We start from the raw sequence: 15665 nt of genomic DNA on the forward strand, positions 1-15665 counted from the left end.
GATATTGTAGCCTACCTGCAGGCGGCGGTCAGCGGAGTGTTTTTTGGTAGGGAGCAATGCGAGAGTGTTTTCTTTATACGGGATCAGTTTATGCACATCCACATGAAGAAAACGCTCCCGGAATTTATGGTGCACTGAGTATTGCCTCCGTGTCTCTCAATAATCTGTGATATAAAACCCACTCCGTCATGGTGATTACCAAGTATCCCGGACGATACCTAAAAACGTATATACTAAGTGGTATATCGCGCGGTGTGATGACGCACATTTTGCATAGTTCAGGTCAAAATTACGCGCGACCTATTCCCGCTCGAACTCGCACGAAATGAATACCCCATGCCCCACGACGTAGATATTATCGTAGGCGTTCCCGAAGGCGCCGGGTGGGCGCCCATCCATGAGATGGCGCGCCTGATGGCATCGTACTTGGACGCGCGCATCGTCACCCCTGACCCGAGCGCATCGCTTACACCCGCCACCAAAATTCTGGGGCGCCTGCCGCGTATTCCCGGCGGAAGACGTACCGCCCTTGTTATCGCCAGCGACCCCGGACAGCTTTACGCTATCGCGCAGCCACGCCTCGCCGCACGACGCTATGCTGGGGTTTACGGGTGGGTTATCGATAGTTTCTGGGATGACCGCATTCCCGCCATCGCCACCAACGGAACCTATAACACCGTTTTTGTCGCGGACCGCGACGACGTGCACGATTGGCGCAGCGCCGGGGTTAAAAACGTGCGGGTGCTTCCTTGGGGTGCAGACGTGTGGAGTAAATTCGATGAGCATCTGGCGCATCCGAAAACCACCGATATACTTCGTGTGGGGCGCCAACCCTCCGCCTATGACGACGATGAACACACCGCAGAACTTGCCCGGCAAGTGGGAATAACCTTCGCGGGGCGCCCGCCGTTCGGTGTAACCGATCAAGAATCCATCGAGTCTTTGCAGAGAGCACTCGCGGACGCCAAGTTTGTACTGGCTTTTAGTACTTTGGTGAGCCCCGCATCGTACACGCACCCAAACAAGGAGTACATTACCGGGCGCTGGACGGACGCGCTCGCCCACGGGGTGACCGTGGTGGGGCAGGTGCCTAAAACCGAAAGTACGCGCGAGATATTGTGGGATGGAGCGACCGTCGATATTGACCCGCAGGATGCTCGCGCCGGGCTGAATGCGGTGGCGCAGCTTGTGAGCGAATGGACACCTGAGCAGAGCCGAAACCAGGTGCGTATGGCGCTGCAAAGACTGGATTGGCGGCACCGTTTCACCGAGCTATTTCAGGCTGCGGGTTTGCGCAGCCCCCGGCTGGATGCGGACCTAAAGGCTATGGCTGCGGAACTTGCGGATGCTTCCCCGAGTTTATAAAAAGAGCCTTGATAGTGAATGCAACGTTGAGGAACCCGTTTGATTCGCTATCAAGACTCTTTTAGCAGGGGAGCGGGCTATCCGAGGAGTTCCGAGAGCTCCAGCCAGCGCATCTCTAGCTCGTCGATCTCATCCTGAAGCGCCTGCTGTTTTTGCCCTAGGTCGGCAAGCCCGGCGTAATCGGCGGGGTCATGCATGCTCATCTGTTCGGAGAGCTTACTCTGTTCCTCGCCCAATTTCCCGAGGCGACGCTCAATCGCGGCGGATTCCTTCTGCGCCGCGCGTGCCTGAGCCCCCGATACTTTCGGCGTGCTCTTGGGGCCAGAGTCCGTTGGTTCAGCCTGGTCGTCAGAAACCGAATAATCGTTCTTTTTCATTGGGACGGACGCACCGCCCGTAACACCAGCGGCAGAACCGCCCCGACCCGCTGCGGAAAGTGCCAAATACTCGTCCACACCACCGGGTAGATGCCGGAAAGAACCGTCAATCACCGCATACTGCTGATCGGTCACACGCTCCATGAGGTAACGGTCGTGAGAAACCACCAGCAGGGTACCGGGCCAGGTATCGAGCAGATCCTCCATCGCCGCCAGCATATCGGTATCCAGGTCGTTTGAAGGCTCGTCCAGAATCAGCACATTCGGCTCGTCCAAGAGAATGAGCATGAGCTGCAGTCGTCGCTTCTGCCCACCCGACAGATCTTTCACCGGAGTAGAAAGCTGCGCGCTCGTAAAACCTAGCCGTTCCAACATCTGCGAGGGCGACATCTCTTTGCCGTCGGCAATATAGCTGCGCTTCTTGCGGCCGATCACATCAGATACGCGGTCGTTCTCAACCTCTTTCAGCTCATCCAGCTGCTGGGTGAGGGTGGCAACCTTGACGGTCTTACCGCGTTTCACACGCCCCTCGGTCGGTTCCAGAGAGCCGGTGACCAAGGCAAGCAGGGTTGATTTTCCGGCACCGTTCACGCCCAAAATACCGGTGCGCTCACCCGGCGCAATCCGCCAAGTTACGCGACGCAGCACCTCACGTTTACCGTCGGGCAGCGAAGAATCCTCAAAGGTGACCGAGACGTTCTCAAGATCCACCACATCCTTACCCAAACGGGAAACCGCCATCTGCTTGAGTTCCACGGTATTACGCACCGGCGGCACATCGGCAATCAGCGCATTCGCCGCATCAATGCGAAACTTCGGCTTTGAGGTGCGCGCCGGGGCGCCGCGACGCAGCCATGCCAACTCTTTGCGCATCAGGTTCTGGCGCTTTGCCTCCGCGGCGGCCGCCTGCCGATCGCGCTCCACGCGCTGCAGAACGTAAGCCGCATACCCGCCCTCAAATGGTTCCACGATATTATCGTGGACTTCCCAGGTGTCGGTACTGACTTCATCGAGAAACCAGCGGTCGTGAGTGACCACGAGTAAGCCGCCCGCGTTCTTGCTCCAGCGGTTTTTCAGATGATGCGCAAGCCATGTAATTGCTTGCACATCCAGGTGGTTAGTGGGCTCATCCAGCATGAGCACATCCCATTCCTGTATCAGCAGAGCAGCCAGCGCCACGCGGCGACGCTGCCCACCCGAGAGTGAAGAAACCGGCGCATCCCAGGGCAGATCAGACACCAAACCCGCAATAACATCACGAATACGCGGCTGCGAGGCCCACTCATACTCTGGAGTATCACCCACCAGAGCATAACCGACCGTGTGAGAATCGTTGAGAACATCGGACTGATCCAGATACCCGATGCGCGTGCCACCGCGCGCCGTCACGCGCCCGGAGTCCGGTTCAAGACGCCCCGCCAGAATCTTCATGAGCGTGGATTTACCGTCGCCGTTGCGACCCACAATGCCGATGCGGTCGCCCTCATTAATGCCAACGGTCACCCCCTCAAAAATAGTGCGGGTAGGGAACTGAAGGTGCAGCGCTTCGCCGCCAAGTAAATGTGCCACATATCCAGGGTAACGCCTGACTCCCACACGCCTGGAAGTCTTCGTATAAATCCGGCGAAAACCACGCCGGTGAGAGATAAATCCCAGGGCATCTGAGGCACCACAGGCACCGTGTTAATGCAAAAATTAGGGCTTCCCGATGGCACAGAGTGGCGTGTGTGAGAACGCTGCTATTTTTGCTACACTATGGAGTATCCGTTTCTTTGTCCGTCAATCCGACGGGTGTTCATGCGGATAATCCGCCATGGTGTAATGGCAGCACAGCGGCCTTTGAAGCCGTTTGTCTAGGTTCGAATCCTGGTGGCGGAGCGAATAGTTCGGGGGTAGACTTCCGGCTATATCCCACACCTAACAAGGAGACATCTAGGTGAACGCAGAAAATCGGAAGGCACCTTCGGCTGTTATTGTTTTGGCTGCGGGAGCTGGCACTCGTATGAAATCTGCTACCCCCAAAGTTATGCACGCGATAGGCGGTCGTTCCATGGTGGAACACGCCGTAGCTGCTGCCCGAGACCTAGACCCTCAGCGCCTAGCCGTTGTGGTGCGGCACCAGCGTGATAAGGTAGCCCAGCATATTCTTGACTTTGATGCCCAGGTCACCATCGTTGATCAGGACGACATTCCCGGCACCGGTCGAGCCGTTGAAGTCGGTCTCAACGCCCTCGATAATTCCGATCTCGTTGATGGTACCGTGTTGGTCACCTACGGCGACGTACCCCTGCTTCGCGCCGAAACCCTGCGCGAGCTAATGGACTTCCACGAAGAGGGACGCAACGCCGTTACCGTGCTCACCACCAATATCGAAGAGCCCGGCGCCTACGGGCGCATCGTGCGCGACCAAGCGGGCGAAGTTACCGCCATTGTGGAGGCCAAAGACGCAACCCCCCAAGAGCTGGCGATTACCGAAATCAACTCGGGCATCTACGCTTTCGACGCCAAGGTTCTGCGCGAAGCCCTATTAGAGGTCACGACCGACAACGCACAGGGCGAAAAATACATTACCGATGTACTCGCTATAGCCCGCGATAAGGGGCACCGCACCGCCGCCCTCGCTATTGAGGATCGCTGGGAGGTTGAAGGTGCGAACGACCGCGTGCAGCTTGCGCAGCTTGGGCGTAAACTCAACGAACGCATCCTGGAAAAACATATGCGTAACGGCGTAACTATCGTGGACCCGCACAACACCTGGATCGACGTAACCGTTACCCTTGAAAACGATACAACTCTAATGCCCGGCGTGCAGCTGCACGGGACAACATCGGTCGCCACCGGTGCAACTATTGGTCCGGACACAACCCTGACCGATATGACTATCGAAACCGGCGCAACCGTTATCCGCAGCCACGGTTTCGGCGCGACCATCGGCGAAAACGCCACCGTGGGTCCCTTCTCATACCTGCGCCCCGGTACCGTTTTGGGCGCGAACTCAAAACTCGGTGCCTTCTGCGAAGCTAAGAACTCACAGATCGGCCAGGACGCCAAGGTACCCCACCTCACCTACGTAGGGGATGCCGAAATCGGCGAAGGTGCCAATATTGGTGCGGGGTCCATCTTCGCTAACTACAACGGGGTTACTAAAAACCGAACCGTTATCGGCGCGCATACCCGCATGGGGTCGGGCGGCATCTACGTGGCACCTGTCACCGTTGGAGACGGCGCATATTCCGGTGCGGGAGCCCTGATCCGCAAGGATGTTCCGGCGGGCGCGCTCGCTATCTCTGAGACTTCCCAGCGCAATATTGATGACTGGGTTCTAAAAAATCGTGAAGGAACCGAGTCTGCACAGGCTGCTGAGGCCGCGCAGGAGTAGTTTTCACACACCGAGTTCACAAGGAAAGCGAACACAATCATGTCTAGCGAGATTACCAATCCTGGGATGCGTAAAATGGCAGTGGTGTCCGGGCGGGCGCATCCGGAACTAGCCGAAGAAATCGCTGCTGAACTGGGGCATGACCTGCTGCCGACCTCTGCGTATACCTTCGCCAACGGTGAGACCTATGTGCGCTTCGAGGAATCTGTGCGCGGCGCTGATGCTTTCGTAATTCAGTCGCACCCGGCGCCCATCAACGAATGGTTGATGGAACAGATCATTATGATTGATGCGCTCAAACGTGCCTCTGCCCGCTCGATTACCGTAGTTTCGCCTTTCTACCCCTATGCCCGTCAGGATAAGAAGCATAAGGGACGTGAACCTATTTCGGCTCGTTTGATTGCCGATTTGTACAAGACTGCTGGCGCGGACCGCTTGATGTGCGTCGATCTGCATACTTCGCAGATTCAGGGTTTCTTTGATGGTCCGCTCGATCACCTCTTCGCTATTCCAGTTCTGGCGAATTATATTCGTGGGCGCGTTGAGAACCCCGAGAACGTGACCGTCGTTTCCCCGGATACCGGTCGTGTGCGCGTGGCTGAGCATTGGGCTGCCCTGCTCGGCGGTGCACCTTTGGCCTTCGTGCATAAGACACGCGATATTAACGTGCCGAATCACGCCGTCTCAAAAACCGTTGTGGGCGACGTTGAAGGGCGCTCCTGCGTACTGATCGACGATATGATCGATACCGGTGGAACCATTGCTGGCGCGGTCAAGGTTCTTAAGGATAAGGGTGCGAAAGAAGTCATTATCGCGGCTACCCACCCCGTATTTTCTGGTGAGGCTGTCGATATCCTTTCCGGATGCGGTGCCTCCGAAGTGGTTGTCACTAACACTCTGCCCGTGCCTGCCGAGAAGTCTTTCGATAATTTGACGGTTCTGTCGATTGCTCCGCTGATTGCACGTGCTATCCGTGAGGTTTTCGACGAAGGGTCTGTGACCAACATCTTCAACGATCACGCCTAAATCGTATATATCGCATTCACCCCGTGGCCGAGCTTCGACAGTTCGGCGCGGGGTGATGTTATTGGACCGAGAAAATATATCCCCGTCTGAGAACGCTAGCGCTCAGACGGGGATATTAACTACTTAGAGGCTATAGCCCTCATAATCTGCTGTTTTAGCTCTGCACGTGTGCCTGCGAGAGCCACGGCAGAATCTCGAAGAGCGAGTTTTCAATCTCATCGACCGCGATGCGTGCCGCCTCTTTACCCTGACGGTACGGATCACCAATGTTATCGCTTGAGCGCGGTGCTTGATTATGGCTGTACAGGTATGAGATCGGTTCTGCCTCGGAACCGACTTCTTGCTTCAGGATAGCTACCTGCTTGATGAGATGAACCTTGTGGTGGTACTGCGGCCATTCGCGGATAATCCAATCGGCGTGTTCCGCCTCCGCCACCAGGATCAGGGTAGCGCGTTCCACCATGTCTTCGGTGAGCTGCTTGGCGCGGTACCCGGAAATATCGTAGCCGCGCTCGTCAAGCTGTTTACCCACGTGACGGTATACGCGCGAGCCCGAAAGTGCCGAAGTTCCGGCGCTGGTGAAAATCCAGTCGTCGGTTAGACCGTATTCTTCGGAGAGCTGGCTTGCGATAATCTCTGCCGCCGCACTGCGCGCTACGTTCCCGGTACACACGAAGACCGCTTCCATAGGCCCCTGGAGCCTGGGAGCGAGCCTGCGCCTGCGCACCACGCCCGAGCGAACTTCGCCCGGCGCGAGCTTAAACGGAGAAGCATGGGATGCCGCGCGTTTTACGGGACGGACGGAAGCTGTCGGATGCACAGATGCCTGAGCAGGAGCCGAACGGAAACCCGTCGGCTGAGCTGCTGGCTGGGTACTCTGCGTATCCGTATCCTGCGCATCCTGGGCGGAAGTGGAGAGCGCGTTGTTTGCGCCATCACGCACCTTCAAGGTCTGGTGAGCGGGCCGCGAGGGCTCTGTGCGGGTGTTCTCGTTAGAAGTGGAACGAGCATTATCACGCTGAGCAAGTTTTCGCGCCAGCTGAGCCTGATTCTGCTCGCGCTGCTCTCGTTCAGACTGAGTCTGCTCGTCCTGCTGCCCGGCATTGGATTCTTCAGCGCGCGTGCGCTGAGCCTGTTCCTCTCGGCGACGGCGAGCCTCTAGACGTTGACGGTGAACTTCCGCGCGTTCACGTTCGCGCCGGGCCGCTTCATCTTCCTGGCGCTGCGTTTCCTCTGTCTGAGACTGCTGATTTTCTCCACTGTGAAGATTCAGTTCTTCCTGCGCGCGGCGAATAGCGATTGCCTCTTTACGGGTCTGCGGCTTATACCCAGGCTGCAGAAGCTTCTCCATATCGAAGCCCGCGAACTCGGGCTTGTTCGCAAGTTTCTCGCTGATAGAGGGTTCGCTCTGCTTTTGCCTCGTTGGAATATCCTCCGGGGTCTGCTTGGATGTTGCCGGAAGGCTATTCCACGGATTAGCGGCAGCAGACTTTTTCTGGGGTGTGGGAATGCTGTTCCACGGGTTATGGGTTGCTGCTGTAGATGCCGTTGCCGTGCTCTGTTGTTGAGTCTGTTGCTGGGGAGTTTCAGGCTTTTTATGAGTCTGAGCATCTTGGCGTGCGCGAGCCTGTGCCGCGGCAACAATTTTGGCGGGGGAGTAGCCAGGGTCGGACTGCGCAAGATGCGACTGAACCGGCTTAGACTGCACAGAGGAACGCGAAGCTACTTCAGCGGGCCTTGGCTGTTGGTGGGTCCTTTGCTGCGGTTGATGTGCCTGGGCGCGCTGCTGGGTGGGCTGGCTCTGGTTCTGCTGCGCCGATGAAGGACTCTGCTGGCGCTGCGCCATTTGCTCATTTGCTTGACGCGCAAGGTTGGTGCGCACCGTATTCTTCAAGGCAGCATTCCGAGCTGCAGGGTTCTTGGCAATCGAATTCTTGGGGCGTACCTTTTTTGCGCCGGTTGTTTTTGCGGATGCGGTGCGCGCCTGAGCTGACCTCTGCGGCGCTGTGCCAGACTTGGGGCGCTTGTTCTGCGCCGCAGCTGCGCCGGGTGCTTGTGAACGGGACGAGGTGGAACGCTGGGTTATGGGTATCCGCGCGGTCTTCGGGCGCGGAGAATTTGTACGCGCAGCAGTATTTTCCACGCGAGGAGTCTGCTGCTGAGATTTATGCTGTTTTGCGTAACGCTGTGCCGCAGCCTGCACATCGTTGGTATCCATGAGAACCGTTTGATCCAGCTCTGCGCTGTTCGTCGTCGGCTTGGTAATCTGCTGCTCTGGCTTCTTTTTACGCTTTGAAATCTTGCCGTGGAATTCGCCGATGTTAATCGACCTGGTTTTCCGAACCATCGGGCTTGACTGCGTCTGTGGTGCCGCCTGAGAATTTTTACGGTTGCCGCCCACGGAACGCTGTGCCCCCGTGGCGGAAGAAAGTATACTTGCGGCACGGCGGCGAGCATCGGCTGCCTGCTGCGCCCGCCTCTCTGCGGCCTGTTTTTCAGCTGCAGCACGTTCTGCAGCACGCCGTTCTTCTGCTTCGGCGACCGCAATATCGCGTGCCGCGCGTATGTTAATGCTAGACGTTACCGGCCCAGTGTGATGCAAACCCTGGGAACGGGATTCGTCCTCTCGCGCTTTCCTCTTTTGAGCCGCGAGCGAGCGTACTTCCTGTGGAAGATCCTGTGACCTACGGGAGGCGCTGCGTGCGGAACGTTGGGGCAGGTCATGTCGCGCGCTCAAACGTGCGACTCCGTCCTGAAGGGAAGACCTTGAGGATCCCCCTGCTCGGCGGCGTCCGGAAACGGTATCGGCGGAGGGGGACTCACGGTTATCCTGCCCGGCAGGTACACCAGAGTCAGACAGATATTTGTCCCTGAGGGACTGAATATTAAAAATTCCCATGGATACCTTTCAGAGTCTCGGACGCTCCAGAAGCGCATTGCATTGCCTCCAGGGCAGGGCTACTCACCTATTATTTTACCTGTAGAACACAATTTGTCAGTCTTAGAGGGTTCCTAGCGTGTACCTCAATGTTGTGTTAGGCACGAGCAGAGTACACGACGGTGGTGTTTACATGGATGACTTTCCGCGAAAAACTACATATTATAATACGTCTTATACGCCGCAAAGATTAAGCAGAAATATGCCATAGTCTGAAAATAACCCTGATCTGCATGCTAAAATCTACATACGTATTTTACGTGTATTTTTATCGGCACCAGCCGTTTCACGAAAGCACAATTCATGAAATTCCTCACCGCACTGCGGACTGAACTGGGGCAATTGAGCTACTCACTCAAAGCTCGTAAAACCCGGAAAGGTCTTAAAGATCAGATTGCCGCTATTCGGCATATCCACATATCTAACCTGCCTGCCCACCAATTCATGGGAAAACGCCATGAAATATGGGCTGTTTCTGTTGTTAAGAATGAACTTGATATTCTTCCGCACACAATTTCACATTTTTTCAGACAGGGAATTGATCGCATTCTTATTGCAGACAATCTCTCAACCGATGGAACGCGTGAATATGTGATAGATCTTGCAGCACGGGATTCACGCATCATTTTTGCATGGGATAACTATGATGTACACCTGCAATCCGAGAAAATGACATATTTATGCCATCGTGCGTGGCAGAGTGGTGCAGCGTGGATCATTCCATTCGATGGTGACGAATTTTGGTTTGCGCCGCGCGGTCAAACCCTTGCAGAATTTCTTCGCGCGAGCGCCTCGGAAACCGCTGTCTACTATGCCGGGTTCCACCACACGGTGCCGGTTCAGAACGCACCGGACGATATTATCAACACTGAACTCATCATGGATACCGCCAATTCCTTCCCGGGCAAAGTTGCGTTTCGGGCGCATCCGCTGGCGGGGCTGTACGGGGTGTCGAAGGTTCATCTGACACAGACCATCAGCGGTTTTTTGCTCGACCCTGTGTGGGTTCTGGTGATCGGGATTTTTGCGCTTCACGACATGCAGCACGCCGATGCGCGCCACCGTGCGGGGGATCCGGTATCGGGTACGCGAATGCGTCGCCTCCTCGTGTATTTAGGCGAGGTTAGCTTCGCGTTTTACCTGGTGCACGAGCTCGTGATTTTTGGGGCTGTCGCAGCGCCTTGGGGTGCATCGGCGGTAGGTGGTGTGAGGGGACTCATCCTGATGGGGGCCTCGTTGGCGCTTGGCGTGTTCTTAGCGATCGCTGCGCATCATCTGGTGGAGCGTCCCGCACGTATTATGATTCTCAAGGCATCCACGCGCACTCTGTGAGGTTTTTATGAAAAATATTTATCGTAAACTCAGAATCTTCTTTCCCGGACGAAAATTTTATATTTTAATCCTCAATATTCTGGGGCTTTTCGTGGTGTCTCTTTTCGAGATGCTGGGTGTGGCGGCTATTCTACCTATCGTTAATCTGGCGATGGGTGCCCCTATTACTGGATATTTGCGAACTGTCGCGGAACTTTTCGGCAACTCCGACCGCACGCAGCTTATCGTGATTTTTGGTGTCGCGCTGGTGCTCGCCTTTGTCATCAAGGGTGTACTGTCGTTGGTTATTAAGCGTTGGAGTCTGGGGTTTATTGCTACCCAGCAGAGCATTACCTCGGTGAATCTGCTCAACTGCTATATGCGTGAGCCTTATCTGGTTCACCGTAAGCGTGGTGCAGCGGCGGTGCTTAACTCGGTTAATGACATTGTGGGGCAGGCGTACAGCGCTTTCGTAAATGGCGTAATGAGCTTTATCGGGGATTTACTCTCCATCGTGGTGCTCATGGTGATGCTGCTGGTTCTTATGCCGCTTCCCGCGCTTTTCGCTTTTGCCTACTTCGGTGTGGCTGCCTTTGCGCTTCAATACGTTTTGCGAAGGAAAAATAAGGAACAGGGCGAGATTATCCTGGAAGCTACACGCGGCTCGATGAATGCAGCGCTTGATGCTGTGGTTGGGTTCCGTGAGATTCGTATGCACGGTGTGACCGAACGGTACCTGCACCGGTACCAGAGCAAGCGCATGGACTCGGTGAATGCGAATATGCGGAACGTCTTCCTTCAAGAACTTCCAAAGTATACCCTTGAAATTATTTTTATTCTCGGAATCGCCGCACTTCTAGCGATCATGAGCATGACTCAGGGTGTCGATAGCGCACCCTATCTGCTCCTTTTCGCTGGTGCCTGCATCCGTATTCTGCCGAACTACACGCGCATTGTGGCGTCCCTAGGTAATATTCGTGCCGGTGAGAAACCCAGCGATGAGCTTGTCCGCGAAATTGGGATGCTTGATGAACAGGGGAAGAAGCTCGACCTTCCGCCTGCTCCCGACTCTGATACTCAGGCAGAGTATGTAAACCGTGAGCTTGAGCCCATCACTATTACGGTAGAGAACCTTTCCTTTACCTACCCCGACGGTGATCAGCCGGTGCTTAAGAACATTAACCTGCAGATTCCTATGGGGACGTCGATCGCCTTCGTGGGCGGCTCGGGTTCGGGAAAGACCACCCTGGTTGATTTGATTTTGGGGCTTTTCAGCACCGAGCAGGGGCGCGTTTTGTGCAATGGGGTGCCGATCGAGCAGGATCTACCCGCGTGGTTTCAGCGCATCGGGTATGTGCCTCAAGATGTCTTCATCGCCGATTCTACGGTGCTGGAGGCGGTTGCTTTCGGGCTTGAACCTCATGAGATTGACGAGGCACGGGTGCGTGAATGCTTGGCTGTCGCTGAGCTTACCGAGGTTGTGGATTCCCTGGAGAACGGGCTGATGACGATGATCGGGCACAATGCGGTTCGGCTTTCGGGCGGTCAGCGCCAGCGTCTAGGTATTGCGCGCGCGCTCTACCGCAACCCCAGCGTGCTCATAATGGACGAGGCCACCAGCGCCCTGGATAACGAGACCGAGCATAAGATTACCCAGGCGATCGAGCGTATCTCGCGGGATATTACCGTGATTATCGTGGCGCATCGCCTTTCGACGGTGCGCAATGTGGATCAGCTGATTTACCTTTCGCAGGGCGAAATCGCCGCGCAGGGAACCTTCACGCAGGTGCAGCAGCAGAATGAAGAGTTCGCCAATCTGGTGCGTTTAGGGCAGCTTCCCGAGTAGTCGAGCGAATCGAGCTGAAAACAGTAGGACTGTGCCCGCCTCCCAATCTTGGGGAAGGCGGGCACAGGTCTATGCGGATGCTAGTTTTAGGCGGTCTCTGGCCGGGCTTCAAGGAAGGGTTTAAGGCTGTGCGCATCCTGCGGTATATCGCTGCCTAGGGGGTAGAGGCTTCCGCGCGGCTGCCACGCAAGATTTACGGGAATGGGCCTGCCCGCGATAAGATCCAACCAAATATCGGCAAGCTGTTTTTCGCTCAGCTCGCCATTTTTACGCCAGTGATACCCCAAATCTTCCGGCAAATCGGTGAGCTCAAGCGCCTTTGCCCCCTGCATGAGCTTGCGCTGCAGCTGCTGCCGCGAACGCCAAGGCAAATGTAAGATAACCACCCGATCGGTGCCCTGTGCCCCAGGCCGAAGCACCCGATGGTTGCCCATGGTGACGACCGATGACCGCCAGGATTTAAAGCACACCTTCGGGTCAAAATGCGCGGTTGTATCGAGCACCAGGTCTCCCGAAGCCGTAGGAAATAGGTTGTAGAGCTGCGAGATTTCTACGGTATTTTTGCTAGTGGACAGAACCTCGGCGAGCGTACCTTCAACGCCGAACCAAAACTCGTCCGCATCGAAAGGTACCACCCAGGTGGCACCGGCTCGCTGGGCACGATGGGTCAGATAGGTCATTTTCTCGGACTGATAGTAGGCGGGCTCCCGGTCACGCCCAACACTCAGCGGAAGCTCGCGGCTAAGACGCTGAAGAAGCTCAAAGGTGCCGTCACTCGAACCGTTATCGACCACCAGGATGCGCGCCACCCCCTGGGCATGCAGGTGCCGCAGGGAACGTTCGAGCACATCCGCCTCATTCTTGACCATCGCGACCGCCCACACGCCCTTGGTTGTGGGCAGGGGAGGGAGCTCGAAGGTCTTCTCTAGCGCCCGGTAACGGTTCTTAAAATCCCCCGAGCTCAGCAGGGCACGTGCCTCACGCCGGGTACGCAGATCGCGCTGCGCCAGAAAAAGCCGATGTTTTCCAGTGCGAAGCCCGCGAACAGTCGGGTCTAGAAAACGGGGTTTAAAGCGCGAGTTTTCAAGGCTTCCAGAGAAAAAACTACGGGAGTTAGATACGATTCGCTGCGAAAATTTAAACGGCGCGAGAAATTTGATGTTCATGGGTTATCTTCCGTGCTTGAGTATGAGTGAGTTGTGAAAGAGTGAAGTATAGGGTTTTACACGGTATCGCCTTCTTCAGGCAGAAGCCAGGTTCCCCCGTGCGGCGGCTTAACCGCATGCCAGCGGGAGAAATGCGGATGCGGACGCACAGTTCCGGGCACCACGATAGGCTGGCGGGTTTTCGCATCGTACTCGTGGGCATTCGGTACGTACACCTCAACGGTGTGATCCGCCTGCGCCATATAAGCGCCCCAGTACCCGAACGTGGTGTTTGTAAGAATAAGCCAGCGCGCCTTAGCAAGAACCGCTAAATCCGCGAACATACCCTCGCCGGTCTTATCGTAGAGCACCGGGGCAATATCTTCGAGAAAACTCAGGTTTTCGCGGCACCACTGCGGATCATCACTCGTGACCACGAAATTGCTGGGGCTCATACGCTTAAGCACCTGATCCAGGGCCTCACGTACATAGGCTACGGTATCAATACCGTAACGCTGCCGAATTGCGGGAACAGAATAATAATCGCCGCGCCGAATACTAAGCACCACCGTATTGCTTCCTACAATATTGCCTACTGTAAGAATGCGCTGCCTAAAATGTTCAGAAGAAAGTAATCGTTCGCGGGCAAAAATTTCAAGAGAACCGGGTGCAAAACTATCTTCTACATTGGTATCAAGACCAGAATAACGCCGGTGTAAAAACTTAAAATCTTTCGGATCCATCATGAGTTCCTGCAAAGCAGGAAATTCTGTAAGCCAAGGTTCTAAACCGGCAGTATTGAGCATATATGAAAAATCCCCGGCATCGGCGCGACGGTCAGCATCAACGGCCGCCAACAGATAAAGCCAATTACCGCCGCGAGAAAAAGGAGGCGCAATATACACTTTCTCGCGAGAGTGGCGAACTGTATCCAAAACCCGTGCAATACCGGGGCGTAGAAACCCCATCACGCGAAAATAAGCTTCAACATGCGGTGGGCGCATACCCTCAAGTTCTGTTAACCGGGTTTTATCTTCAGACTCAGAACGACGATTCACACATAACTCCCTGGGATTTACACACGCAATACCTTTATTATGAGGCAAAATTACGCTGTGTAGTCACCTGATATGTCGATACTATATTAGAATTATAAAGTAATACTCACTCACGAGGATATGACGGCAACAACTATGTATAGTATGCCGAGAGTTTCCTCACGAATAAACACATACGTTTACAGACAATGTTTGATGACCGGAACATAGATGTAAACCGCAACAGAAAGCATTTTTGTGACTTCGTCAGCAGAAACTATCTCCGCCATTATTCCCTTTTATGGCGAACCTGCTCCCGTGCTGGATTTAATTGCCAGCCTGCGCGCGCAGCGGGGAATAACCCCCGAAAGTCTTGAGATTATCGTTTCTGACGACCGCTCACCTATACCCTTTCCCGACACTGAAGGCGTGAGCATCGTGCGCCGCGAGCGCAACGGTGGATTTGGCAGCGCCGTAAACTCCGGGGCTGCACGCGCACGTGGAGACTGGCTGATAATCCTCAACAGCGACCTTGAACTCGGCGAAAACTTCATCAGCTCAATGCTCACGGCGCTCGCCGCCTATCCGCAGGTGCTCGCCAGCCCCCAAGTAGTCGGTCACGACGGAAAACACCAGTGGGTAGCCCGCAAATTCCCCACCGTGGGGCATATCGCATGGGAATGGTTCACACCCCTGGCACGCTTCAAACCCACGCGCCTGTGGCATCTCGGGGCAGGGCACGATATAAGTGCCTGCACCGCCGTGAGGTCCCACGGAACAGACTGGGTCATGGGCGCCTGCATGATGGTGCCCCGCACGGTATACGAACGGGTGCAAGGCATGGACGAACGCTTCTACATGAACAGCGAAGAAGTAGACTTTCAGCGCCGCCTTGCCGAGATTGGGGTGCCGCGCATCCTAGTGCCCGAGGTGACGGTCACCCACGAAGGAGGCGCATCCAGCCCCTCAGCCCGGCGCCGCCAATGGCTTACCACCGCACGATTTATCTACGCCGAAAAATGGGGTTTCGAGAAGAACCTGCGCCGCGCCCTAACCCTCACCAGCTACGCCAATTACGGCTTCAACCTGGTGCGGTCCCTGCGAAATCACCGAGTGAACCCGCGCGAGATTCTGAACCACGAACTAGAGCTGATCCGGCGGGGAAAACGGCACGAAAACTAGTCGGGTAACCGCGCCGAACCTGGCTTTCCCGCACGAAGGATCACAGGACAGAGAAGAAC

Annotated in this window: 10 protein-coding genes and 1 tRNA gene; 7 read left to right on the forward strand and 4 right to left on the reverse strand. The window is 55.7% G+C overall.

Annotated elements, in window-relative coordinates:
* Positions 1-336 precede the first annotated feature (336 nt).
* Positions 337-1365 carry a glycosyltransferase gene (locus HMPREF2804_RS03730; RefSeq protein WP_048751347.1) on the forward strand — a complete coding sequence of 343 codons (1029 nt, stop codon included), beginning with the start codon at positions 337-339 and terminating at the stop codon, positions 1363-1365.
* A gap of 77 nt (positions 1366-1442) precedes the next feature.
* On the opposite strand, the gene HMPREF2804_RS03735 is transcribed toward HMPREF2804_RS03730, so the two are convergent.
* The gene (locus HMPREF2804_RS03735; RefSeq protein WP_048751348.1) at positions 1443-3311 is read right to left on the reverse strand and encodes an ABC-F family ATP-binding cassette domain-containing protein; all 1869 of its coding nucleotides are present in this window, start codon (positions 3309-3311) and stop codon (positions 1443-1445) included.
* A gap of 238 nt (positions 3312-3549) precedes the next feature.
* Between HMPREF2804_RS03735 and HMPREF2804_RS03740 the strand changes: the two genes are divergently transcribed.
* The 3 genes from HMPREF2804_RS03740 (at position 3550) to HMPREF2804_RS03750 (ending at position 6147) form a co-directional block, all read left to right on the forward strand.
* Positions 3550-3620: transfer RNA gene (locus HMPREF2804_RS03740), tRNA-Gln, on the forward strand.
* 58 nt (positions 3621-3678) lie between these two features.
* The gene (gene glmU / locus HMPREF2804_RS03745) at positions 3679-5121 is read left to right on the forward strand and encodes a bifunctional UDP-N-acetylglucosamine diphosphorylase/glucosamine-1-phosphate N-acetyltransferase GlmU (RefSeq protein ID WP_070627344.1); all 1443 of its coding nucleotides are present in this window, start codon (positions 3679-3681) and stop codon (positions 5119-5121) included.
* 39 nt (positions 5122-5160) lie between these two features.
* Positions 5161-6147 carry a ribose-phosphate diphosphokinase gene (locus HMPREF2804_RS03750; protein WP_004006111.1) on the forward strand — a complete coding sequence of 329 codons (987 nt, stop codon included), beginning with the start codon at positions 5161-5163 and terminating at the stop codon, positions 6145-6147.
* Positions 6148-6301: 154 nt separating this feature from the next.
* Here the strand turns inward: HMPREF2804_RS03750 and HMPREF2804_RS03755 are convergent, their stop codons facing one another.
* On the reverse strand, positions 6302-9046 hold the full coding sequence (locus HMPREF2804_RS03755) for an arsenate reductase/protein-tyrosine-phosphatase family protein (protein WP_070627346.1): 2745 nt from the start codon (positions 9044-9046) through the stop codon (positions 6302-6304).
* Between the two features lie 342 nt (positions 9047-9388).
* Between HMPREF2804_RS03755 and HMPREF2804_RS03760 the strand changes: the two genes are divergently transcribed.
* A complete protein-coding gene (locus HMPREF2804_RS03760) occupies positions 9389-10417 on the forward strand; it encodes a glycosyltransferase family 2 protein (protein WP_070627348.1) in 1029 nt (342 codons plus the stop codon).
* Positions 10418-10424: 7 nt separating this feature from the next.
* On the forward strand, positions 10425-12242 hold the full coding sequence (locus tag HMPREF2804_RS03765; RefSeq protein ID WP_070627350.1) for an ABC transporter ATP-binding protein: 1818 nt from the start codon (positions 10425-10427) through the stop codon (positions 12240-12242).
* A gap of 86 nt (positions 12243-12328) precedes the next feature.
* On the opposite strand, the gene HMPREF2804_RS03770 is transcribed toward HMPREF2804_RS03765, so the two are convergent.
* Both HMPREF2804_RS03770 and HMPREF2804_RS03775 read right to left on the reverse strand, forming a co-directional pair.
* Entirely contained in the window at positions 12329-13408 is a 1080-nt protein-coding gene (locus HMPREF2804_RS03770; protein WP_070627352.1) for a glycosyltransferase family 2 protein, read from the reverse strand.
* Between the two features lie 56 nt (positions 13409-13464).
* Positions 13465-14445: an alpha-1,2-fucosyltransferase gene (locus tag HMPREF2804_RS03775; protein WP_246824124.1), complete on the reverse strand. Its 981-nt coding sequence runs from the start codon at positions 14443-14445 to the stop codon at positions 13465-13467.
* 237 nt (positions 14446-14682) lie between these two features.
* Here HMPREF2804_RS03775 and HMPREF2804_RS03780 point away from each other — a divergent pair, with 237 nt between their 5' ends.
* Complete coding sequence (locus HMPREF2804_RS03780) at positions 14683-15606, forward strand: glycosyltransferase family 2 protein (RefSeq protein WP_070627354.1); 924 nt, start codon at positions 14683-14685, stop codon at positions 15604-15606.
* Positions 15607-15665 lie beyond the last annotated feature (59 nt).

It is taken from the genome of Rothia sp. HMSC065G12, from assembly GCF_001811455.1.
Lineage (GTDB): Bacteria > Actinomycetota > Actinomycetes > Actinomycetales > Micrococcaceae > Rothia > Rothia dentocariosa.